Source organism: Enterobacter cloacae complex sp. HYC003_NIDB (assembly GCF_056673375.1).
In genome coordinates this window covers 1,123,969-1,147,051 of the sequence record NZ_CP114220.1, presented here as the reverse complement: position 1 = coordinate 1,147,051, position 23,083 = coordinate 1,123,969, and the positions used below count along the sequence as shown (strand labels likewise).

At 56.5% G+C, this 23,083-nt stretch carries 23 protein-coding genes and 1 pseudogene; 12 read left to right on the top strand and 12 right to left on the bottom strand.

Annotated elements, in window-relative coordinates; all coding sequences use genetic code 11:
• Positions 1–23: 23 nt before the first annotated feature.
• The gene (locus O1722_RS05495; protein ID WP_017382758.1) at positions 24–1,205 is read right to left on the bottom strand and encodes an aminotransferase-like domain-containing protein; all 1,182 of its coding nucleotides are present in this window, start codon (positions 1,203–1,205) and stop codon (positions 24–26) included.
• A 20-nt stretch (positions 1,206–1,225) separates the two neighbouring features.
• Positions 1,226–2,113, bottom strand: a complete 888-nt coding sequence (locus O1722_RS05490; RefSeq protein ID WP_033487545.1) for a LysR family transcriptional regulator — start codon at positions 2,111–2,113, stop codon at positions 1,226–1,228.
• Positions 2,114–2,210: 97 nt separating this feature from the next.
• Here O1722_RS05490 and O1722_RS05485 point away from each other — a divergent pair, with 97 nt between their 5' ends.
• Positions 2,211–2,813, top strand: a complete 603-nt coding sequence (locus O1722_RS05485) for a short chain dehydrogenase (RefSeq protein WP_033487546.1) — start codon at positions 2,211–2,213, stop codon at positions 2,811–2,813.
• Here the strand turns inward: O1722_RS05485 and O1722_RS05480 are convergent.
• From O1722_RS05480 to O1722_RS05450, 7 genes are all read right to left on the bottom strand, one after another.
• Complete coding sequence (locus O1722_RS05480) at positions 2,810–3,541, bottom strand: class I SAM-dependent methyltransferase (RefSeq protein ID WP_017382760.1); 732 nt, start codon at positions 3,539–3,541, stop codon at positions 2,810–2,812. The two genes, O1722_RS05485 and O1722_RS05480, sit on opposite strands and share 4 nt — an antisense overlap.
• A 125-nt stretch (positions 3,542–3,666) precedes the next feature.
• Entirely contained in the window at positions 3,667–5,046 is a 1,380-nt protein-coding gene (locus O1722_RS05475) for an amidohydrolase family protein (RefSeq protein WP_033487547.1), read from the bottom strand.
• 1 nt (position 5,047) lies between these two features.
• Positions 5,048–6,004, bottom strand: coding sequence for a carbamate kinase family protein (locus tag O1722_RS05470; protein WP_017382762.1), 957 nt, complete (start codon positions 6,002–6,004; stop codon positions 5,048–5,050).
• The gene (locus tag O1722_RS05465) at positions 6,001–7,551 is read right to left on the bottom strand and encodes a hypothetical protein (protein WP_033487548.1); all 1,551 of its coding nucleotides are present in this window, start codon (positions 7,549–7,551) and stop codon (positions 6,001–6,003) included. The genes O1722_RS05470 and O1722_RS05465 overlap by 4 nt, the downstream gene beginning before the upstream one ends.
• Before the next feature lie 11 nt (positions 7,552–7,562).
• Positions 7,563–8,978 carry a YlbE family protein gene (locus O1722_RS05460; protein WP_032671911.1) on the bottom strand — a complete coding sequence of 472 codons (1,416 nt, stop codon included), beginning with the start codon at positions 8,976–8,978 and terminating at the stop codon, positions 7,563–7,565.
• Positions 8,978–10,519: an acyl-CoA synthetase FdrA gene (fdrA, locus tag O1722_RS05455; RefSeq protein ID WP_045344509.1), complete on the bottom strand. Its 1,542-nt coding sequence runs from the start codon at positions 10,517–10,519 to the stop codon at positions 8,978–8,980. The genes O1722_RS05460 and fdrA overlap by 1 nt, the downstream gene beginning before the upstream one ends.
• A 108-nt stretch (positions 10,520–10,627) precedes the next feature.
• Positions 10,628–11,233 carry an ankyrin repeat domain-containing protein gene (locus O1722_RS05450; RefSeq protein WP_015571649.1) on the bottom strand — a complete coding sequence of 202 codons (606 nt, stop codon included), beginning with the start codon at positions 11,231–11,233 and terminating at the stop codon, positions 10,628–10,630.
• Between the two features lie 320 nt (positions 11,234–11,553).
• Here O1722_RS05450 and O1722_RS05445 point away from each other — a divergent pair, with 320 nt between their 5' ends.
• Positions 11,554–12,483 (top strand): LysR substrate-binding domain-containing protein, encoded by a 930-nt coding sequence (locus O1722_RS05445; protein ID WP_023295311.1) that lies wholly within the window; start codon positions 11,554–11,556, stop codon positions 12,481–12,483.
• Here the strand turns inward: O1722_RS05445 and O1722_RS05440 are convergent.
• A complete protein-coding gene (locus O1722_RS05440; RefSeq protein WP_003862203.1) occupies positions 12,480–12,638 on the bottom strand; it encodes a YqaE/Pmp3 family membrane protein in 159 nt (52 codons plus the stop codon). The two genes, O1722_RS05445 and O1722_RS05440, sit on opposite strands and share 4 nt — an antisense overlap.
• A 342-nt stretch (positions 12,639–12,980) precedes the next feature.
• On the opposite strand from O1722_RS05440, the gene O1722_RS05435 reads away from it, so the two are divergent.
• On the top strand, positions 12,981–13,160 hold the full coding sequence (locus O1722_RS05435) for a YodC family protein (protein WP_015571651.1): 180 nt from the start codon (positions 12,981–12,983) through the stop codon (positions 13,158–13,160).
• 37 nt (positions 13,161–13,197) lie between these two features.
• On the opposite strand, the gene stpA is transcribed toward O1722_RS05435, so the two are convergent.
• Positions 13,198–13,602, bottom strand: coding sequence for a DNA-binding protein StpA (gene stpA, locus O1722_RS05430; protein ID WP_022651717.1), 405 nt, complete (start codon positions 13,600–13,602; stop codon positions 13,198–13,200).
• A 496-nt stretch (positions 13,603–14,098) separates the two neighbouring features.
• On the opposite strand from stpA, the gene alaE reads away from it, so the two are divergent.
• Positions 14,099–14,548 (top strand): L-alanine exporter AlaE, encoded by a 450-nt coding sequence (gene alaE, locus O1722_RS05425; RefSeq protein WP_015571653.1) that lies wholly within the window; start codon positions 14,099–14,101, stop codon positions 14,546–14,548.
• Positions 14,549–14,580: 32 nt separating this feature from the next.
• Here alaE and O1722_RS05420 read toward each other — a convergent pair whose 3' ends face one another.
• A complete protein-coding gene (locus O1722_RS05420) occupies positions 14,581–14,925 on the bottom strand; it encodes a DUF2002 family protein (RefSeq protein ID WP_006811693.1) in 345 nt (114 codons plus the stop codon).
• Between the two features lie 158 nt (positions 14,926–15,083).
• Here O1722_RS05420 and O1722_RS05415 point away from each other — a divergent pair, with 158 nt between their 5' ends.
• The 8 genes and pseudogenes from O1722_RS05415 (at position 15,084) to proX (ending at position 22,985) form a co-directional block, all read left to right on the top strand.
• The gene (locus O1722_RS05415) at positions 15,084–15,410 is read left to right on the top strand and encodes an ElaB/YgaM/YqjD family protein (RefSeq protein WP_017382769.1); all 327 of its coding nucleotides are present in this window, start codon (positions 15,084–15,086) and stop codon (positions 15,408–15,410) included.
• A gap of 243 nt (positions 15,411–15,653) precedes the next feature.
• Positions 15,654–15,893: a glutaredoxin-like protein NrdH gene (gene nrdH / locus O1722_RS05410; RefSeq protein ID WP_017382770.1), complete on the top strand. Its 240-nt coding sequence runs from the start codon at positions 15,654–15,656 to the stop codon at positions 15,891–15,893.
• The gene (nrdI, locus tag O1722_RS05405) at positions 15,890–16,300 is read left to right on the top strand and encodes a class Ib ribonucleoside-diphosphate reductase assembly flavoprotein NrdI (RefSeq protein ID WP_033487552.1); all 411 of its coding nucleotides are present in this window, start codon (positions 15,890–15,892) and stop codon (positions 16,298–16,300) included. The genes nrdH and nrdI overlap by 4 nt, the downstream gene beginning before the upstream one ends.
• Entirely contained in the window at positions 16,273–18,417 is a 2,145-nt protein-coding gene (nrdE, locus tag O1722_RS05400; protein ID WP_032669334.1) for a class 1b ribonucleoside-diphosphate reductase subunit alpha, read from the top strand. The genes nrdI and nrdE overlap by 28 nt, the downstream gene beginning before the upstream one ends.
• 9 nt (positions 18,418–18,426) lie before the next feature.
• Positions 18,427–19,386 (top strand): class 1b ribonucleoside-diphosphate reductase subunit beta, encoded by a 960-nt coding sequence (gene nrdF, locus O1722_RS05395; RefSeq protein ID WP_017382773.1) that lies wholly within the window; start codon positions 18,427–18,429, stop codon positions 19,384–19,386.
• A gap of 333 nt (positions 19,387–19,719) precedes the next feature.
• Positions 19,720–20,922 carry a glycine betaine/L-proline ABC transporter ATP-binding protein ProV gene (gene proV / locus O1722_RS05390; protein ID WP_015571658.1) on the top strand — a complete coding sequence of 401 codons (1,203 nt, stop codon included), beginning with the start codon at positions 19,720–19,722 and terminating at the stop codon, positions 20,920–20,922.
• A pseudogene (proW, locus tag O1722_RS05385) lies at positions 20,915–21,980 on the top strand (glycine betaine/L-proline ABC transporter permease ProW). The gene proV and the pseudogene proW overlap by 8 nt, the downstream one beginning before the upstream one ends.
• A 9-nt stretch (positions 21,981–21,989) precedes the next feature.
• The gene (gene proX / locus O1722_RS05380) at positions 21,990–22,985 is read left to right on the top strand and encodes a glycine betaine/L-proline ABC transporter substrate-binding protein ProX (protein ID WP_017382774.1); all 996 of its coding nucleotides are present in this window, start codon (positions 21,990–21,992) and stop codon (positions 22,983–22,985) included.
• The last annotated feature ends 98 nt before the right edge of the window (positions 22,986–23,083 follow it).

Here is a 23,083-nt window from a genome sequence, read left to right as displayed (position 1 = left end):
CATCTGCCATTATGCGCATCCTGTTACAGGGAAATTTTGAGGCGTCGAACCGCTTCTTTAAGCTGCTCATCCGTTGGGGTAACGAAAGACATGCGCAGCGTGGTATGGTCCGGCTCGTTGCAGTAGAAGAACTCACCCGGCACAAACACGACGCCGTTGCTCAACGTTTTTTCCAGCCATTTCGTCGTATTGATGCCGTTGTTCATTTTCGCCCACAGGAACATGCCGCCCTTTGGCTTGTGGAACGACATCACATCGCCCAGCTCCGCTTCCAGTTCCGTTGCAAAGGTCTGGTATTTCTGGCGATAGGCTTCGCGGATCATTTTAATCTGATTCGCCAGACGACCGGTTTTCAGATACTCGTACGTCATCAGCTGCGACAGCGTGCTGGTGTGCAGATCGGTGGTTTGCTTGAGGTTCACCACCGCGCGCTTCAGCCACTCCGGCACCAGCACCCAGCCCACGCGGGTGCCCGGCGCGAGGATTTTAGAGAAGGTGGAGGTGTACACCACGTTATCCTCATTGCCGATATCTTTGGCATGAGCAATTAGCGGGCGGAACGCTTCGTCGGTGTAGTTGATCTCGCTGTACGGGTCGTCTTCGATAATCACGAAGTCATAGCGCTTCGATAATTCCACCAGCTGTTTACGACGCGCTTCGGAGAGCGTCACGCCGCCCGGGTTACCAAAGGTTGGCACGATATAAACCGCTTTGATGGTTTTGGTGGCTACCAGCGCTTCAAGTTCATCCACTTTCATGCCGTCGCCGTCGGTGCCAACGGATTCAAAATTCGCCTGCGCCAGGCCAAAGACCTGCAACGCGGCGAGGTAGGTAGGCCGCTCCACGACGACCGTATCGCCCGGGTTAATTAACGCCCGCGCCAGCACGTCAAGCGATTGTTGCGAGCCGGAAGTAATGACCACGTCATCGGCTTTACAGGCGATGCCGCGACCTTCACAGATGCGTTGGATCTCTTCGCGCAGCCCCGGGACGCCTTCCGTCAGGCCATACTGGAACGCTTCGCCAAAATGCTGAGACAGCACGGCATCAGCAGCGATTTTTAAACCCTCATGATCGAACAGGTCCGGATTTGGAATACCGCCACCCAGCGAAATCACGCCTGCCATTTTGCTATGTTTTAATAATTCACGGATGGCAGAGGATTGCAGGCCCTGCGCGCTGCTGGCGAGTTTGTTTGCAGACATTCTTTACTTACCTTCTTTTTTTATATTGTGCCCAATCTTAGCAGAATATGGGCAATAAATTCCGTTAGCTTAGGCAGCGGCCGCAAATCCTGACGCCACAGTAAATGCACCGGCCTCGGCGCGGGCGTAAACGATTCCAGAACCCGAACCAGCCTGCCGCTCGCCAGCTCTTCCGCCACCAGCACTTCCGGTTGCAGCAGGAGTCCCGCCCCGGCTCGCGCCGCCATGCGTAAGCCGTAGCCGTCATTGCATCGTAAGACGGCATCACGCTTCCAGCGCACTTCGCCTTCCACTCCCGGCAGCCGCCACTCGTTACGCGCCGTCCAGACCGTGTGCGACAGGCACAGGTGATCCACCAGATCGGCTGGAGTTTGCGGCGTACCGTGACGCGCCAGATAATCCGGCGCGGCGCAGATCACCATGTTGTAGGGACACAGGTATTTCGCCACCAGATCCTCATTACGGATCTCACCGATACGAATGGCCAGATCGACCCCTTCCTCTACCAGATCCACCATTCGGTTGGTGAGATCCAGTTCGATGCGCACTTCCGGGTAACGCTGCAAAAACGTGGCCGTCAGAGGCGCGATAACGCAGCCGCCAAACGAGGTAGGCGCCGTCACGCGCAGGGTGCCGGCGGGCGTGGCTCGCAGGCGCTCAACTGCGTTTTCAGCAATCGAGACCTGCTCCAGCACGCGCCTGGCCTCTTCGAAATAAACGCGTCCGGCATCCGTCAGGCTCTGGCGACGGGTGTTGCGCTCCAGCAGCCGCGTACCGAGCTGCGATTCCAGCTGCGCAATATACTTCCCGACCATTACCGCCGACATCTCCAGCCGGGCCGCCGCGCCGGTAAAGCTGCCGCTTTCCACCACCGCGATGAACGTCTCCATGCCGCGAAGCTTATCCATATTACGAACCTCTGGTTAGTAATCTTCTAACATCAGCCCAGTTTATCTGAATTTTTATTTATTTAAGAATGAAGGCTCACAACATAAGGAGTCTGCTATGAAAATCGTCATTATTGGTGCCAGCGGTACGGTCGGTCATGCTGTGACAGAAGAGCTAAGCCGTCGCCACGAGGTGATCCGCGTGGGTCGCACGCAGGGCGATCATCAGGTGGATATCACCTCGCAGGCGAGCGTGCAGGCGCTGTTCAAAAAGATCGGTCCGGTGGATGCGATTGTCTCCGCCAGCGGAGGGTTGCACTTCGGCCCGCTCTCAACCATGACCGACGGCGAGTTCAACCAGGGTTTGCAGGATAAGCTGCTGGGGCAGGTTCGTCTGGCGCTGACCGGCCAGCACTTCCTGAACGAAGGTGGCTCGATTACGCTGATAAGCGGGATTGTGGCGCACGAGCCGATTGCCCAGGGCGTGAATGCCACCACGGTTAACGCCGCGCTGGAAGGGTTTGTGCGCGCCGCGGCCTGTGAACTGCCGCGCGGTATTCGCATTAATCTGATCAGCCCGACGGTGCTGACCGAATCCGCCGAAGCGTACGACGGCTTCTTCCCGGGCTTTGAAAGCGTTCCCGCCGCGACCGTTGCGCAGGCTTACCGCCGCAGCGTCGAAGGGGTGCAGAGCGGGCGGGTGTATAAAGTCGGTTATTAAGCCTTACGGGCGGCGATCAGCACCAGCATCGGGCGCTCTGCCTCTTCTGCCAGCGCGGGCCAGGCGTCAATTTGCGCCTGCGTTGGTCCCCACTCATTGACTTCGCTTATTGTTAATCCGGCCTTGATCAGCGCGTTGAGCGTGGTGCCCAGCGTACGGTGGTATTTAATCACCCCGTCTGCCAGCCAGTTGCTGACGCGCTGGCTTTCGTCCTGATAATGGTTCACGCCCCAGAACCGCTCGCCGCTGTTGTCCGTCAGCCAGCCCTGACGGGAGGCGCAGGTGTAAATCGGGTGCTCCATAGAGAAGACCAGGCAACCGCCGGGTTTAAGCGCGCGCTGAACGTGGGCAAATAATGTGTTCAGTTCCGGCAGATAGTGCAGCGCCAGCGAGCTGTAGACCAGATCGAGGCTGTTCTCGTTGAGCTTGAGAGACTCCAGATCGCTACGCTGATAGTGAATCTGTGGATCGGCGGTGAGCTCCACTGCGCGAGCGAGCATCTTTTCGGAGATATCCACGCCCGTGACGTCAGACGCGCCCAGCTCACGCGCCGCGCGGCAGAACCAACCATAGCCGCAGCCGAGATCGATAACCGATTTGCCGGTTAAATCCGGCAGCATCGCCCTGAGCGCAGGCCACTCCGGCGCGCCGTCCAGCCCCTGCACCGAGCGCGGAAGCTGAGCGTAGCCTTCGAAAAACGCCGGATTGTCGTAGATGTTTTGTGCCATGGCTGATCCCTCTTTAAGAATGTGCATAGCAGTATACTGCATTGTCGGGTGGCGGTTTCGCCTTACCCGACCTACAAAATCTCCGAACCGTAGGCCGGGTAAGCGCAGCGCCACCCGGCACCACATTAACCCACAGAGCCCCAGACCAGACTCCCCTTATGGAACGTCGCGGTACGCGGAGAGATGCGTGCCACGGCCTCGGCGGAACAGGAGGCATCCACCAGCACAAAGCTGGCGTCATCCTGCGCTTTCGGCCACACGCGCTCACCTTTATCGTTTAGCGGCAGCACGTCGCCGGTGGCGATGCCCAGCGCGCGCGAAAGCGTCTGCTCATTCGGGCGAATATAGAGCTGCGCATAGAGGTTGGCTTTCTCCAGCATGTCCCCCAGACCGTACGGCGACCAGTGGTCGATCACGCTGTCGGTACCGGTCATGACAAACACGCCTTTATCACGCAGCTGCTTCAGCGGCATGTGCAGAGTGCCAATCGGCACGGTGGAGGCGATGGTCACCTGTTGTGCCGCCATGCGGGTGGCGATCTCATCCACCTCTTGCTCGTTAAGCGTCGCCAGGGCGAAGGCGTGGCTGATGGTCAGCTTCCCCTTCAGCGCCGGCGTTTTCTCCACGGTTTGTACCATGTAGTTCACCGCCGCCACGCCCGCCGGGCTGGTTTCATGCAGATGGATATCCACCCCTTTGTCATAATCCAGCGCAATCTGGAACATGGTGTCGAGGGATTTCTCCATCGCGCCGTCGACGTTGGTCGGGTCCAGCCCGCCCACGTAATGCGCCCCCGCCTGCATCGCCTCGCGCATCAGCTTTTCAGAATGAGACAGCAGCAGGCCGTGCTGCGGGAAGGCAACGATTTCGCAGTCAAAACCTGGGCTTCGGCGCGCCAGTACCGCCTGCAAATTTTCCAGGTTTTTCAGGCCGGAAACCGGCTCTATGTTGCAGTGGCTGCGGGCGATGGTGGACCCTTTGGACTGGAGCAGGTCGATCAGCTTTTCGGCGCGTTCTTGCGTGTAGGGCTGTAACTCCGGCAGCAGCTTCTGCTCCAGGCGGATCATGTCCTGAATGGTGGTGCCCGCCGGACGGTTCAGGGAGCGCCACGGGCCGCCGTAGAAGGTTTTATCCAGGTGAATGTGCTTGTCGCGCATCGCCGGAAGCATCAGCTTTTTGCCCGCGTCGAAGTGCGGCAGGGTCGCGTCCGCGTGGCTGTTGTTGTCGCGCAGGGCGACGATTTTCCCGTCTTTGATTTCCAGCGTTTTCAGCTCGGTGCGGGTACTTGTCGCCACGCTGGAGTCGAAGTTAAACCCGGCTTCCAGCAGCACGTTGTCGAGATAGTAATGTTTTGCGGTGATGTTCATCGGTTTACCCGTCTCGCAGGTTGCCTTTGCTGAATCGGCAGCATACGCGACGGAACCCGTGGCGCCAAACAGCGCGCAGGCGGTAACCATTTTGCCGCTCTGGCTGATAAACTCGCGGCGGCTTTTATTCTCACTCATCTTATCTTCCTTCATTAATAATGTGGGTACCCGTTTCACCGCGCAGCGCCGCGGGCAGGCAGTCCGGCGAGGTAATGATTACCCTCCTGCCGCCATGGCGTAAAAATTCCAGCGAGGCGACGATTTTCGGCAACATGCTGCCAGCCGGAAAATGCCCTTCTTCCATGTAGCGCGTCATCTGCGCCACGTTCACCGTGCTCAGCGCCTGCTGGTTTGGCTTGCCGAAGTGGATGCACACTTTCTCCACGCCGGTGGTGATCACCAGCACGTCGGCGCGGATCTCGCGCGCCAGCAGCGCGGTGGAGAGATCTTTATCTATCACCGCGTCCACGCTCTGGTAATCGCCCTGTTCACTGCGCACCACAGGAATGCCTCCGCCCCCCGCGCCGATCACCACAAATCCTTTCTGCGTCAGCGCCTTGATGGCATCCGACTCAACGATGCGCCGCGGCTGCGGTGAAGCCACCACGCGGCGATAGCCCCGGCCTGAATCCTCAACAAAATGCCAGTCCGGGTGCGCAAGTTGCAGTTCGTCGCGCTGCGCCTCGCTGAAGAACGCGCCGATGGGTTTCGTCGGGTGCGTAAAGCCAGGATCGTTTTTATCCACCTCCACCTGGGTGACGACCGTGACCGCTTTTTGTTCCCCGCGCGCCGCCAGGCGGTTGTTGAGCGCTTGCTGGATCAGGTAGCCGATCCCGCCCTGGGTATCCGCCACGCAGTTTGCCAGCGGGGTCAGCGGCAGCCCTTCCCGCTCGTGGGCGATTTCGGCGCGGCGCAGATCCAGCCCCACCTGCGGGCCATTGCCGTGGGTGAGCACGATGTCATAGTCCGAGGCCAGCATTTCGAGCACCGACTCAGCCACCGCTTTGACCGCCTGCGCCTGATGCTCAATCGACTGGCTGGCGTTGTCTTTGATAATGCTGTTGCCGCCGATGGCGACGACCATTAGCTCTTTCATACGTTTTCCTTCGCAACAGTAACTTCAGCGCTCGCAACTTCGCGGCTGTCGAGGAAATGCTTCACCACAAACATGCCGCACATCATCAGGTAGGCCGTGACGAACATCAGGGAACTGCCCTCGGCAAAGCCCACCACTGGCGCGTGGATCACGCCAAACAGCGCCAGCAGCGCTCCACCGGCCGCCGCGACGGCCCCGCGCAGCGGTTTGTTGATAATGGCGAAGATGGCGATACAGCCCCAGAGCATGCTGGCGAGCGGCGCGCCGTTGCCGAGATGCATCAGGCCTTCGTAGTAGATCCCCTTGCTGTGCAGCACGTCGGTGCCGATTTTCGCCGCGCTGGTCCCCGCCGCGCTCATCACGCTGTTCATCATGGTCAGCGCCCAGTTGGCGATCCACGGGAACAGGCAGATGAAGATGACGGGCACCTCCACTTTCGGGGTCTCCCTCACCACCTGGTTGGCGGTGACGACGCCGATAAACACCAGAATCGGCACGATGGCGGTCATCGGTATGATGGCGAGCATAAACGCCCCCAGCCCGAACAGCGGCACGATGAACATGGTCACGCCGGACGCCAGGGTGTAGCCGATGCTGGCGCCCATCGCTTTCCAGCCCGGATGGCCGACGTAGACCGTGACCGGGAACGGATTGCCCATCAGGCAGCCGAGCATCGAGGCCAGACCGTTCGCCAGCATTACCTTGCGGGTCGGGTATTCATCCCCTGCCGCGTGGGCGCTTTCGATGTTCTCCAGGTCAAAGATGTAGTTCGCCAGCCCCAGCGGTACGGCGGACGCCAGATACGGCAGCGCGTGCGGCAGCCCCTGCATAAAGCTGTCCACGTGCACCTCCGGCGGGTTAAAGCCGAAGGATGACATGGACGCTTTAATGGCATCCGGGCTTTGCAGGCCAGAGATCCACGCAAGCAGAGTACCGGCAATTAACAGCAGCAGGCCGGTCGGGATACGGGCGAAAATCGGCTTTTTACCGAACCAGTTAATGAAGATCAGCAGCAGGACGATAAACGACACGGTCGGCGCTTCGAACGCCTGCAACATCGGGTTCATCGCCAGCAGCAGCAGGCCAAGACCGGACAGGCACGACAGCAGCACGGTACGCGGGATCATCTTGCGGATGGTTTCCCCCAGGAAGGAACCGCCCGCGAGGATCATCGCTTCCACAAAGCACCACACCAGGCCAATCTGAATCGCGAAATCCGCATCGCCGGTTTGCTGGTAAACCGGCATTAAGACCAGGAAGGTCACGGTAAAAATCGACGGCGCGCTCGGGCCGGACGGCAGCGCGGTGACGTCCGTTCGTCCGGTGGCGCGCGCCATTTGCAGGCCAAACCACGTATAGCAAAGACTCGCCACCAGCACCGCCAGCCCGAAGGCTGGCGCGATGCGTCCATAAACAATCTCCTTCGGGATGCCGACGACAAAAATGAGCAGCCCCATCATGGTCAGCAAATTGGTCAGGTTGTTGGTCATCAACCCGAAATAAGCTGCCCAGTCACCTCTTTTCCACTCCAGTTTCATGTTTTTCATGGATGCATACCTTATAGAACGTAGCGATCGCGGAAGGTTAACAGCGCCTTTTCAAAACAGCTAAACGGCGGGTGAACGATGCCCGCCCCAATCATGCCGATCCCGGCGTCCTTGTGGGCAATGGCGGTATTAATGACCGGCAGAATGCCGCTGCCCGCGACCTTCATGATGTCGATGGCGGTCGGGATGCCCATAAACGACAGCAGCGGAATGGTGACGTTCGGGTTTTCGCCGAGGGTGATTTCGCGCATCTGGCGAGAAAAATCGATGGCTTCCTCCACCGTGCCGCCCACCAGCGCAACGATGGCCGGGGCCGTCGCCATTGCAAAGCCGCCGATGCCGTAGGTTTCGGTAATCGCGCTGTCGCCGATATCCAGCCCGGAGTCTTCCGGCTTATAGCCCGCGAACATCGGGCCGATCACCTGCTGCGCCGGGCCGGTGAACCACTGCCCCGGCAGGCCGGAAACGCGCAGGCCGAACTCGTAGCCGTTGCGCGCCATGGTGGTGACGACGGTGCTGTACTCAATGCCGTGAGCGGCATCCAGCGCGGCCTTACACATCGCCATCCACGTCGGACCGGAGAAGTAGTCGCTGCTGGCGACAAACTCGAACACTTCACGCTGCTGCGCCACCGGATAGCCCGCCTGGATCAGCCCCGGCGTCAGCGCCTGAATAAGCAGCGTGGTGCCCGCGTTGTTGCGGTTGTGGCACTCGTCGCCCATGTGCAGCGCCTGGGCCAGCATCAGGCGCAGGTCGATTTCGCCGATAATCTTCATCGCGTCGCGCAGCATCGGGCCGAGCACGTCGCGCATCCAGTTCAGGCGCTCGATCACGCTCTGGTCGTTAGCCCCCATGCGCAGGATCTTCGCCATCTGCTCGCTGAGGTTGGTGAAGGCGCGGTTGCCGTAGGTTTTGTTCTCAACGATGTGCATAAACATCGACGCGGAGGTGACGCCCGCCATCGAGCCCACGCAGTCATGCTCGTGGCAAGGCGAGAACGTAATATCTCCGGAGGCGGCGATCCTTGCCGCATCGTCCAGATCTTTCGCCAGCCCTTCAAACACCAGCGCCCCGGTGACCGCACCCTTCATTGCCCCGCACATGTTCTCCCAGGTAACAGGCGGACCGGCGTGCAGAATGGTCGTGCGGGTCATGCCCGGCACCACGTTGATGGCCTGGTCATAGCCCACCAGCACCGGATGGGACTGAATAATCCGCTCAAGGGCAATTTTGTTCGCGGCGGCAATTTTCTCCGCCAGCGGTTTTTCCGCCAGCCGATCCAGCGCGTCCACCACCTGCATATTGCCCTGCCCCGGCGGCGTCCAGTCGAGCTGGGTCACGGGAACGTGCTGTTTTTTGAGGTCGTCGCTGAACATCGCAATCCCGACGTTAATCACGTTCAGCGGCTGGTTGAATAAGGTCGTCATTATGCTCTCTCCCCTTTGCAGACAAATTCGCGTGCCAGTAATCCGGTATTGGTGCTGCTGCTGGCCCAGATGACGCCTGCGTCAGTCAGCAGCTGGCACTGCTGCGCCAACGACTGCGGATCCTGATCGGTGCCGAGCACGTAGCCGAGAATTTCCAGCGGACGGTTGTCGGCTTTCGCGATCGCCTGTGCCTCTTTGATCGCCTCGATCATCACCCCAACCGGATCGTCATGCGCGCCAAAGCCAAGCACGAAATCCATCACGATCACCCCCACCTGCGGATCGCGCGCCTCCTGTAGCAGGCGGCTGATGCGGTTGGTCGGGTCGATCATCGGGTGTGGCTTGCCGTTGGTGAAGTCGTCGTCACCGAAATCAAGGAAGGTGTGGGCCTGGCTGACGCTGATGTCTTTCAGACGCCTGGCCGGATCCGGCTGGATGTTGCTGTAAACATCGTCAAATTTCTCCAGCGCGGCAAACATCGCTTCGTCGCACAGGGTGCCGCCGCAGAACAGGCCGCGAATGTACTTCTGCTGCGGCGTCAGCCGGGCGCGTACTTCTTCGATCAGCGGCCAGTTGAGCGGATGTAAATCCAGGTCGTCTTTTTTAATGCCGGTAAGCAGCACCGCTTTCAGGGCCGCCTCTTTGGTGCCACGAGCAAACTGCAAACCGTCTTCATCGGCTGGCGGTTCGTTGCGGCCCAGGAAGCACACAACCACAGGCTTGCGGCAGGCGCGTGCCCGGGCCAGTACTTTCACAGCCACCGCGGGTGCAGGCGGTTTGGAGATGAGCGCTATCACCCGGGTCGCGTCGTCCGCCTCCAGCATGTCGATGGCATCGAGCATCATCAGGCCGCCGATCTTCTCGCTGAGATCGCGTCCGCCGGTGCCAATCAGCTGCGACACGCCGCCGCCGAACTCGTGAATGCGCACGCTCAGCTCCTGGCTGCCGGTGCCGGAGGCGCCAACGATGCCAATCTGCCCGCGACGCACCGCGTTGGCGAAGCACAGCCCCGCGCCGTTGATAATGGCGGTGCCGCAGTCTGGCCCCATCATCAGCAGACCCTTTTCATGCGCCAGCTGCTTCAGCGCCAGCTCGTCGTCGAGCGATACGTTATCGGAGAACAGCATCACGTTAAGATCGTTTTCCAGCGCCTGGCGCGCTTCCCGCGCGGCGAAGGTGCCGTTGACGGAAATCACCGCAAGGTTGCTGTCCGGACGATGGGTTTTGGCGCTGGCAATCGTCGCGTAGCGTGCATCATGGGAGCCAGTGCGCTCTTTACGCGTGAACAGCGCTTCAATGGCGGCCAGGGTTTCCTCATTCGCCGCGTCGCCTTTAATAACGATCATCAGGTCGCCGTTTTTCGCGTCCGCTAATTCCGGCGTTAATAGCCCGAGGTTTTTTAATACCCCTTTGTTCATTTCCGTCGCCATCGCCACAAACGCCTGCTCGACGCCCGGCAATTTATTGGCTTTGGTGGAAACCGACATTAAGGAAACCGAATCGAAATACGTATTCTTTTTTATGACGATTTTGGTTGGCATTATTTTCACCTGTTTAAGATAAAAGGGGGCCGCCGTCGTGCTAAATGCACGTCGGTAACAATGCGTTTATTGATTAACGGCCAGCCAGGGGAAGGCTGACCGAATGCACTATGCGCCTGCCGCCAGCAGCAGGTCTGCGATCGCGTTGAAGCCTTTTTCCCGCGCCAGCTCGAGCGGGGTTTTGCCGTATTTATCGGTCATGTGCGGGTTCGCGCCGTGATCGAGCAGCAGCTTCACAATTTCCTGCTGCTTTGCGCCGCCGTCGTTTAATACGATGGCCTCCAGCAGCGGCGTCCAGCCGACAAAATTGGTGTGGTTGACGTTGATGTCGGTTTTTTCCAGCAGCTCACGCACGATTTCAACGTGCCCTTTTTCACTGGCAGGGGTAATGCCCACGCCGCCAAAGCGCGTCAGACGATCGAGATCCGGATTTGCCGGAAGGACAATGCGCAGCAGGGTTAAATCATTGGTCAGGCAGCCGATCAGGAAGGGGTTAAAACAGGTCTGGTCCTGTTTATCAATATCCGCCCCGGCGGCAATTAAAAACTCCACACAGGCGTAATGCTTTTTCAGGCTGGCAATAATAATGGCGGTTCTTTTCTGGCGGTTGGTCGCGTTAATATCCACGCCTTTCTCCAGGCAGGCTTTTAGCGCGTCGATATTGCCCTCTTCTGCCGCCAGCAGAAATTCTGTAACCAGTGCAGTTGCAGACATATTCAGACTCCCTATGTTTCACTTCTGATGACCTGAGAATAGCAACAGCCTGGTCATAAAAGAATCCGCTTAAAAATGATTCATCGACACGCAATTCATTGTTGAGTTAAATTCAACGGTCCGGGAGAAATGTGCGTCTGTGCAACCTTTTTCTTATGTTTTACCGCTTTTACGCGCTTCAGGCTGCATTATCCTTATGGCTGAAAAAGCCTTACACAGCGCGGTTCTACGTAAAAATCCAGAACTGTGATCGACATCAACTATGATGTAACGCCGCTGTTAAAATATGTTCAAAACTGATGGTCACCAGGAGCCATAATATGAATTCCATCTTTACCGAAGAGAATTTGCTGGCCTTCACCACCGCGGCACGTTTTGGCAGTTTTAGCAAAGCGGCTGCCGAGCTGGGCGTGACCACCTCCGCCATCAGTTACACCATCAAACGCATGGAGACCGGACTGGACGTGGTGCTGTTTGTACGTAACACGCGCAGCATTGAGCTGACCGAATCCGGTTTTTATTTTTATCGTAAAGCGACCGACCTGCTGAATGACTTTCATGCCATCAAGCGCGGGATTGATACCATTTCTCAGGGCATTGAGACGCGGGTGCGCATCTGCATAAACCAGCTTTTGTATACGCCACGCCATACCGCGCGTTTGCTCCAGGTGCTGAAAAAACAGTTTCCCACCTGCCAGATCACGGTGACGACCGAGGTGTATAACGGCGTCTGGGATTCCATCATTAATAATCAGGCCAACATCGCCATTGGCGCGCCGGATACGCTGCTGGACGGCGGCGGCATTGATTACACCGAGATAGGGGCGATCCGCTGGGTATTTGCCATCGCGCCCACGCATCCGCTGGCGTTCGCCCCGGAGCCCATTTCCGAAAGTCAGCTGCGTCTGTATCCCAATATCATGGTCGAGGACACCGCGCATACCATCAACAAGAAGGTGGGCTGGCTGCTTCACGGTCAGGAGGCGATTCTGGTGCCGGACTTCAACACGAAATGCCAGTGTCAGATCCTGGGGGAAGGTATTGGCTTTTTACCGGAATATATGACGCGTGAGGCGGTGGAGGAAGGGCTGCTGGTAACGCGGCGGATCAATAATCCACGTCAGGATTCGCGCATGCTGCTCGCCACGCAGCATGCGGCGACCGGTCAGGTCACGCGCTGGATCAAACAGCAGTTTGGCCCGGAAGGCGTGCTGACCCGGATCTACAGTGACTTACTGTGGCGTACCTAGCTCTTCGTCTGAACCCAAAACGCGTGGATAAGACCGGGGAAGTAGCCCAGGATGGTCAGAAGGATATTCAAAATAAACGCCCAGCCCAGCCCCTTGCCAAGCAGCACGCCCAGCGGCGGGAGAATAATCGTAAAAACAACGCGCCAAAAACCCATAAAAAACTCCGTGCAAGCTAACCAATTGAAAATTATAAAAGACACTTCTCTAAGCGTAGCCAGTTTACGGTTAACTGCCATGCGTCTCTCGCGCTTTTACCTGCCTTTACCCTCTTTACACTGGCTTAAACCCCCGCCTTAAATGCTCTACTGTTCTGAAATTGACCGTAAGGAAACGCAATGTCTCTTCCTCTTATTTCGCCGCAGCAGGCAAACGCGCTGATTGCTGAAAGTGATGCCGTGGAACCGACGTACCTGATAAGGAGTATCTGAAAGATTAGACTGTACCCCGCCCCCGAACGTGGGCTATGGTGAAGATCATGACAATGATGAGGAGGTGCTATGTTTTCTGTCGGTGATTATGTACAACCGCGTCAGGGCGGTCCGAAACTGAAAGTGCTCGAAGTGAATGGTGAAAACATTGTGGCTGTGCAGGCCAGCAATGAGCAGGGCGAGAAATATCACCTGAAAGCGGCGGACGTGGTTCTGTACTCCGAAGACGGTGACTTTGGCGTCTGCTAAGTCAATAATCGGGCGGAATACACCGCCCGAATAATCATCAGATCAGGAAATCGTCCAGCGATTTACCGTTTGCCAGTGCGGTTGCAATTGGCTTTGGCGTACGCCCCTGGCCGGTCCAGGTTTTTTCTTCACCGTTCGCGTCAATAAAACGATATTTCGCCGCACGCGCTTTACGTTTTTTCGTCGGCTGACCCGCCTGCGCCAGATCACTGCCTAACAGATCGCTCGGAGAAATACCGTCAGCTTTCATCAGTTCCAGCAGAGCATTAATTTTATCCTGCTGTTCAGCGCGTTGACGCTCTAATTCAGCCTGCTCGCTGCGTTTTTCTTCAGTGACAATCCGGAATTTTTCCAGCACTTCTTCCAGAACATCCATGGATAATTCACGTGCCAGCGCCCGGAGGGTACGAATATTATTAAGATTCTGTAACGTTAAAGCCATAATAATGAAAAACCTTTCTTCGTGTGTATAACATAAATCAGGCAACAGAATAATTGATTTTTGTTCTGATATCTACCCACCCTGACGTTTTGACATTATTGTAAATGTTTTAGAATATCCCGTTAATATAACCCCGAAATATATGTCTGTTTTAATGCGTAATATACCGCCCTTCCCCAGGCCAAAAACCCCTTTTTAAAACAGTTCAAAAAACCGCCTCCACTCTCCCACACAACAGAGGTTTTACACGCGCACTGATAAACTAATCCATTGATTTATTTTAATAAAATATGGACAAGGAGAGAAAATAACGAAGCGCGCAAAAAACGCACAACTTTAGAGAATTTTATGGCTAAAGCGCCAGTAAATAAAAATTAATCACTACTTGTTAGTTAAAAGCCAGAGAGATACGCTATACACTCATAACAAACCAACCTAAAGCACTAAAGGCCGTAGGTAAAACGCCACTTTTTTGTCCTGTTCGAGGAGTTCAGACATGTTCTCACCGCAGTCTCGCCTGCGCCATGCGGTAGCGGATACGTTCGCGATGGTCGTTTACTGTTCCGTCGTGAATATGCTGATTGAAATTTTCCTGTCGGGAATGTCCTTTGAGCAATCCCTCTCGTCGCGCCTGGTGGCCATTCCGGTGAATATCATGATTGCCTGGCCGTACGGCCTGTATCGCGATGCAGTGATGCGTTTAGCCCGGCGTATTAGCCCGGCGGGTTGGGTAAAAAACCTGGCGGACGTGCTGGCTTACGTAACGTTCCAGTCCCCGGTGTATGTGGTTATTTTGCTGACGGTGGGCGCAGACTGGCATCAAATCGCCGCTGCGGTAAGTTCAAATATCGTGGTATCCATGCTGATGGGTGCGGTGTACGGTTACTTTCTTGACTACTGCCGCCGCCTGTTTAAAGTCAGCCCTTATAGCCAGGCAAAAGCGTAAGGTAAGGCGACTGGCTCAGGCCAGTCGCAGAGTTATTGTACGTCGCCAAACAGCCCTTTCAGGAACCGCTCCAGCGCCATACGCGAGCTGAAACCGTGCGGAATACCATAATGTTCATGCGTCTCGCCGCCTAAATAGAGCGGAAATTGCTGATAATGATCGCAGGTTTTAATATCCGAGGCGGGCTCAGCAAATGACAGGCTTCTGTCTTTGAGTGTCGGGTGAATAATGAGAGCAGTACGCCCCATTCTTGCTTCACGGTTGACGTAAACATAATTCTCACCACGGCGATATCCGTACGCTTTTGATGTTACCTCATCCATGGTGAACCCTTCTTTTTCAAGAACGCGCGCCACCTCATCGGGTCGTAAATACATATCTTTTCCTCATTATCATTCCTGCCCGGCAACCTTACAGTATTCAGCATTAGCAGGGCTTTCAGAATATTCCATAAACTGCCCGATAAGCCGTGACTCGCTTCAGATATTACATTTCTGGACTAAACTAAACGGGAACACAAATTATGGAGGATCGTATGTTTAACAGACCGAACCGAAACGATATTAATGACGACACACAGGATATTCGTAACGATGTCAGCCAATTAGCGGACACGCTGGAAGCCGTATTGAAATCCTGGGGCTCTGACGCGAAGGACGAAGCAGATGCCGCGAAACGTAAGGCTCAGTCTCTGCTGCGTGAAACGCGGGCAAGGATGAATGGTCGCTCACGTACCACTCAGGCGGCCTGCGACATGGCCAGCTGCGCCACCACCTTCGTACGTGAAAAACCACTTTGTACGCTGGGAACGGTCGCGGCGGTCGGAATTTTTGTCGGCGCCCTGCTTAGCCTGCGTAAGTAAGCGCGCGTTCTCAGCCCCGGTCGCCTCAGGCGCCGGGGCTTTTCTTTGCCTGACAGCCTGAAAAACCCGCACAGCCCGCCCTGCCCCGCCAGGCTCATCGTTGGGGCCTTATTAATCTGTATTTCCCATATCTTGTGTGGTTGAAACTTATCGCAACTACATCTAGTATTCCCTTTAGCAAGACACACACAACATGACGCGTTTACTCGCGCCGTTCTCTCATTCTAAATGGAAATACGAATCATGAGCATTATTATTTACACTCGTAACGATTGTGTTCAGTGCCACGCCACGAAACGGGCGATGGAGAGCCGCGGCGTGGCATTTGAGATGGTCAATATTGATCAGGTGCCCGACGCGGCAGACACCCTGCGGGCGCAGGGGTTTCGTCAGCTTCCGGTTGTCGTTGCCGGCGACACCAGCTGGTCTGGCTTCCGTCCGGACATGATCAACCGCCTTGCCGCTCAGGGCGTCAGTGCATGAGCACGCTGGTCTACTTTTCCAGCAGCTCGGAAAACACGCTTCGGTTTATGGAGCGTCTCGGGCTGCCCGCGATACGCATTCCGCTGAACGAGCGGGAGCGTATTCAGGTAGACGAACCCTACATTCTGGTGGTGCCCAGCTATGGAGGTGGCGGCACCGCAGGGGCTGTGCCTCGTCAGGTGATCCGCTTTCTGAACGATCCCCATAACCGGCAGCTGATTCGCGGCGTGATCGCCGCAGGCAATCGCAACTTCGGCGAGGCCTTTGCCCGCGCCGGGAATGTCATCTCTCAAAAATGCGGCGTGCCGTATCTCTATCGTTTTGAACTGATGGGGACACAGCAGGACGTAGAGAACGTGCGTAAAGGAGTGAACGAATTTTGGCAACGACAACCGCAGAACGCGTGATTCAGGCGACGCCGGATTACCACGCATTAAACGCCATGCTAAACCTCTATGACCGCGAGGGGCGCATTCAGTTTGGCAAAGATCATGAGGCGGTGGACGCCTTTTTTGCCGCTCATGTACGCCCGAACAGCGTCGTCTTTGGCAGCCAGCAGGAACGTCTCGACTGGCTGGTAAAAGAGGGTTATTACGAAGAGCGTGTCCTCACCCGCTACGACCGCGCCTTCGTGGTGGCATTGTTCGAACGGGCGCACGCCAGCGGTTTTCGCTTCCAGACGTTTCTCGGCGCGTGGAAGTATTACACCAGCTACACCCTGAAAACCTTTGACGGCAAACGCTATTTAGAAAGCTTTGAAGATCGGGTGGTGATGGTGGCGCTGACGCTGGCGCAGGGCGATGAAGCGCTGGCCGAAAGACTCACGGAGGAGATCCTCTCCGGTCGCTTCCAGCCCGCCACGCCAACGTTCCTTAACTGTGGGAAAGCCCAGCGCGGCGAACTGGTCTCCTGCTTCCTGCTGCGTATTGAAGACAATATGGAGTCGATTGGCCGTGCGGTGAATTCGGCGCTACAGCTTTCGAAACGCGGCGGCGGCGTGGCGTTTCTGCTTTCGAACCTGCGGGAAGCGGGCGCGCCGATTAAGCGCATCGAAAACCAGTCTTCCGGCGTCATCCCGGTGATGAAGATGCTGGAAGATGCCTTCTCATACGCCAACCAGCTTGGCGCACGTCAGGGCGCGGGTGCGGTTTATCTGCACGCGCACCACCCGGACATTCTGCGTTTTCTGGATACCAAACGTGAAAACGCCGACGAAAAGATCCGCATCAAAACCCTGTCGCTTGGCGTGGTGATCCCGGATATCACGTTTAAGCTGGCTAAAGAGAATGCCGACATGGCGCTCTTCTCACCGTATGACGTTGAGCGGATTTACGGCAAAGCCTTTGGCGACGTGGCGATAAGCGAGCTGTACGACGAGCTGGTGGCCGACGATCGCATTCGCAAAAAAACCATCAACGCCCGCGATTTCTTCCAGACGCTGGCTGAAATTCAGTTTGAGTCCGGCTATCCGTACATCATGTACGAGGACACGGTGAACCGCGCTAACCCGATTGCCGGGCGCATCAACATGAGCAATCTGTGCTCGGAGATTTTGCAGGTCAACAGCGCGTCCAGCTACGACGAGAACCTCGACTACGCGGACGTGGGCAAGGATATCTCCTGTAACCTCGGGTCGCTAAATATTGCCCATACCATGGATTCACCCGATTTTGGCCGCACGGTAGAGACCGCCATTCGCGGGCTGACGGCGGTATCGGACATGAGCCACATCCGCAGCGTACCGTCCATTGAGGCGGGCAACGCCGCGTCGCATGCCATCGGCCTTGGGCAGATGAACCTGCACGGCTATCTGGCGCGGGAGGGCATCGCCTACGGTAGCCCGGAAGGGCTGGATTTCACCAACCTTTATTTCTACACCATCACCTGGCATGCGCTGCATACCTCGATGATGCTGGCGCGCGAACGCCACCAGCGGTTCGCAGGCTTTGAGCAGTCCCGCTATGCCAGCGGAGAGTATTTCAGCCAGTATCTGGAAGGCGACTGGCAGCCGAAAACCGAAAAAGTACGCGCGCTGTTTGCCCGCGCTGGCATCACCCTGCCGACGCGTGAGATGTGGCAACAGCTGCGTGAAGAGGTGATGCGCTACGGCATTTATAACCAGAACCTTCAGGCGGTGCCGCCAACCGGCTCCATTTCCTATATCAATCACGCCACGTCGAGCATCCACCCCATCGTGTCGAAGATTGAAATCCGTAAGGAAGGCAAAACCGGGCGTGTCTACTACCCTGCCCCGTTTATGACCAACGAGAATCTGGCGCTGTACCAGGACGCCTATGAGATTGGCCCGGAAAAGATCATTGATACCTACGCCGAGGCGACTAAACATGTGGATCAGGGGCTGTCGCTGACGCTCTTCTTCCCGGACACCGCCACCACGCGGGATATCAACAAAGCGCAGATCTACGCGTGGAAGAAAGGCATCAAAACGCTGTACTACATTCGCCTGCGCCAGCTCGCGCTGGAAGGCACCGAAATTGAAGGCTGCGTGTCCTGCGCGCTGTAAGGAGAAAGGATGAAACTGTCACGCGTAAGTGCCGTTAACTGGAACAAAATTCAGGATGATAAAGACCTGGAGGTCTGGAACCGCCTGACCAGCAACTTCTGGCTGCCGGAAAAGGTCCCGCTCTCCAACGATATTCCGGCCTGGCAAACCCTGAGCCATGCCGAGCAGCAGCTGACAATCCGCGTCTTTACCGGCCTGACGCTGCTGGACACCATTCAGAATACCGTGGGTGCGCCCGCGCTGATGAGCGACGCGCTGACCCCGCACGAAGAGGCGGTAATGTCGAACATCAGCTTTATGGAGGCGGTCCATGCCCGCTCCTACAGCTCGATTTTCTCCACCCTGTGCCAGACCAGAGACGTGGACGCGGCCTACGCCTGGAGTGAAGAGAGCGCGTCATTGCAGCGCAAGGCAGATCTGGTGCTGGAATATTACCGGGCCGACGAGCCGCTGAAGAAGAAGATCGCCAGCGTGTTCCTGGAATCTTTCCTCTTCTATTCCGGCTTCTGGCTGCCTATGTACTGGTCGAGCCGGGGCAAGCTCACCAACACCGCCGATTTGATTCGCCTCATCATCCGCGATGAAGCGGTACACGGGTATTACATCGGCTATAAGTATCAGAAAGGGCTGGAGAAAGTCAGCGCGGAAAAACGCGAGGAACTCAAAGGTTTTGCCCTCGATTTACTGATGGATCTGTATGACAACGAGCTGAGCTATACCGAAGAGCTGTACGCCGGAACGGGCTGGGAAGAGGACGTAAAAGCCTTCCTCTGCTATAACGCCAACAAGGCGCTGATGAACCTGGGCTACGAAGCGTTATTCCCACCAGAAATGGCGGAGGTGAACCCGGCGATCCTCGCAGCGCTGTCGCCCAACGCCGATGAAAACCACGACTTCTTTTCCGGGTCCGGCTCGTCGTACGTGATGGGTAAAGCGGTGGAGACGCAAGACGAGGACTGGGATTTTTAATGAATGAATTAACGTTCATTAATTAACTCTGCATTTCATTATTTCCAGCCGAATATTCCACTACGTACTACACTGTAATTTCCCCGTCATATTCGCCTGAATCACACCAATTCAGGCGAAATTCTCCCATGCAGCAGCAAAAAATTGAGAAAAATTCAAACCGCCCTCAGCCCTTTATTCATGGGAAATTCAGCCGTTTCGCTTGCGGCAAAATTCCGCCCTCAGGCCGGTCCAGGGTTGTCTCAGATTCTGAGTATGTTAGGGTAATGCCAGTTAACTATTTACCATGGTAATCATATCGACATAAACAAATAACAGGACACTCTCTATTGCATGGCAATTAAATTAGAAGTGAAAAATCTTTATAAAGTATTTGGCGAGCACCCGCAGCGCGCATTCAAATATATTGAGAAAGGCCTTACGAAAGAGCAAATTCTGGAAAAAACCGGGCTATCGCTTGGCGTTAAAGACGCCAGTCTGGCCATTGAAGAAGGCGAGATTTTTGTCATCATGGGATTATCCGGTTCGGGTAAATCCACTATGGTTCGCCTTCTCAATCGCCTGATTGAACCCACCCGCGGACAGGTGCTGATAGACGGCGTGGATATCGCCAGAATATCAGACGCAGATCTCCGTGAGGTGCGCAGAAAGAAAATTGCGATGGTGTTTCAGTCATTTGCACTGATGCCGCACATGACGGTACTCGATAATACCGCCTTTGGCATGGAGTTAGCCGGCACGCCCGCTCAGGAACGTCAGGAAAAAGCCCTTGATGCACTGCGTCAGGTCGGGCTGGAAAATTATGCTCATGCGTATCCGGATGAACTCTCCGGCGGTATGCGTCAGCGTGTGGGATTAGCGCGCGCATTAGCGATTAATCCGGACATCTTATTAATGGACGAAGCCTTCTCAGCGCTCGATCCCTTAATTCGCACCGAGATGCAGGATGAGCTGGTAAAATTACAGGCCAAACATCAGCGCACCATTGTTTTTATTTCTCACGATCTGGATGAAGCCATGCGTATTGGCGACCGTATCGCCATTATGCAAAATGGTGAAGTGGTGCAGGTCGGCACACCGGATGAAATTCTCAATAATCCGGCGAATGATTATGTGCGCACCTTCTTCCGCGGCGTGGATATTAGCCACGTATTCAGTGCGAAAGATATTGCCCGTCGAACACCAAACGGCATTATTCGTAAAACGCCAGGTTTTGGCCCGCGCTCCGCGCTGAAGCTGTTGCAGGACGAAGACCGTGAATACGGTTATCTGGTTGAACGCGGCAATAAATTTGTCGGCGTGGTCTCCATCGACTCTCTGAAAACCGCCCTGAGCGAAAACCAGGGAATCGATGCGGCGTTGATTGACGCTCCGCTTGCCGTGGACGCCGAAACGCCGCTCAGCGAGTTGCTCTCTCACGTGGGTCAGGCGCCGTGCGCCGTGCCGGTCGTCGGTGAAGAACAACAGTACGTTGGCATCATCTCAAAACGGATGCTGCTACAGGCTTTAGATCGCGAGGGGACAAACAATGGCTGATCAATCAAACCCATGGGGCACCACTGAAGCAGCGGACAGCGCGGCGCAATCTGCCGATGCGTGGGGGTCGACGCCTGCGCCTGCCGATGGCGGCGGCGCGGCAGACTGGCTCAACAGCGCACCAGCGTCTGCCCCAGAGCATTTCAATATTATGGATCCGTTCCACAAGACGCTGATCCCGCTGGATAGCTGGGTAACGGAGGGGATCGACTGGGTCGTTACCCACTTCCGTCCGGTGTTCCAGGGGATCCGCATCCCGGTGGATTACATCCTGAACGGCTTCCAGCAGCTGATGCTGGGCATGCCCGCGCCGGTGGCGATTATCCTGTTCTCGCTGATCGCATGGCAGTTCGGCAGCGCGGGTATGGGGATCGCCACGCTGATCTCCCTGATTGCCATCGGCGCGATTGGCGCGTGGTCTCAGGCGATGATCACCCTGGCGCTGGTGCTGACCGCCCTGCTGTTCTGCGTGGTGATCGGCCTGCCGATGGGGATCTGGCTGGCGCGCAGCCCCCGGGCCGCGAAGATTATCCGCCCGCTGCTGGATGCGATGCAGACCACGCCAGCGTTCGTTTACCTGGTGCCTATCGTGATGCTGTTCGGCATCGGTAACGTACCGGGGGTGGTCGTGACCATTATCTTCGCCCTGCCACAGATTATTCGCCTGACCATTCTGGGCATTAACCAGGTGCCTGCGGATCTGATAGAGGCATCGCGCTCGTTCGGCGCCAGCCCGCGTCAGATGCTGTTTAAGGTTCAGCTTCCGCTGGCGATGCCGACCATTCATGGCAGGTGTTAACCAGACGCTGATGCTGGCGCTGTCGATGGTGGTGATCGCCTCGATGATTGCCGTTGGCGGGTTAGGTCAGATGGTACTGCGCGGCATTGGCCGTCTCGATATGGGGCTGGCGACCGTCGGCGGCGTCGGGATTGTGATCCTCGCCATCATTCTTGACCGCCTGACCCAGGCTGTCGGTCGTGATTCACGTAGTCGCGGCAACCGTCGCTGGTACACCACCGGCCCTGTCGGGTTACTCACCCGCCCATTTACAAAATAAGGAACAACGATGCGACATAACGTACTTTTTGCCACAGCGTTTGCGACCCTTGTCTCCACCAGCGCAGTTGCCGCTGACCTGCCGGGCAAAGGCATTACCGTGCAGCCGGTGCAGAGCACCATTTCGGAAGAGTCCTTCCAGACCCAGATTGTCAGCCGTGCGCTGGAGAAACTGGGCTATACGGTGAATACCGCCAGCGAAGTGGATTACAACGTGGGCTATACCTCCATTGCCTCCGGTGATGCCACCTTTACCGCCGTGAACTGGCAGCCGCTGCACGACGACATGTATGCCGCCGCAGGCGGTGACAAGAAATTCTACCGCGAAGGCACCTTTGTGACCGGCGCTGCGCAGGGATATCTGATCGACAAGAAAACCGCCGATAAATATCACATCACCAATATTGAACAGCTGAAAGATCCGAAGATCGCAAAACTGTTTGATACCAACGGTGACGGTAAAGCCGACATGATGGGCTGTTCGCCGGGCTGGGGCTGTGAAGCGGTGATTAACCACCAGAACAAAGCCTTCGATCTGGCGAAGACCGTCGACGTGAGCCACGGCAATTACTCTGCGATGATGGCCGACACCATCGCCCGCTTTAAAGAAGGCAAGCCGGTGATCTACTACACCTGGACGCCGTACTGGGTGAGCGACGTGCTGAAGCCGGGCAAAGACGTGGTGTGGTTGCAGGTGCCCTTCTCCTCCCTGCCGGGCGAGCAGAAAGATATCGACACCAAACTGCCAAACGGCATGAACTATGGCTTCCCGGTGAACACCATGCATATCGTGGCGAACAAAGCCTGGGCCGAGAAAAACCCGGCGGCGGCGAAGCTGTTCTCGGTGATGAAACTGCCGCTGGCAGACATTAACGCCCAGAACGCGATGATGCACGCGGGTAAATCATCCGAAGCTGATATCAAAGGCCACGTGGATGGCTGGATCAAAGCCCACCAGCAGCAGTTCGATGGCTGGGTGAAAGAGGCGCTTGAGGCGCAGAAGTAAAACATTTTCCCTCACCCTAACCTCTCCCAGGGGAAGAGGGAACGATGACCACCCTCTCCCCCTGGGAGAGGGTCGGGGTGAGGGGATCAAACCGCACC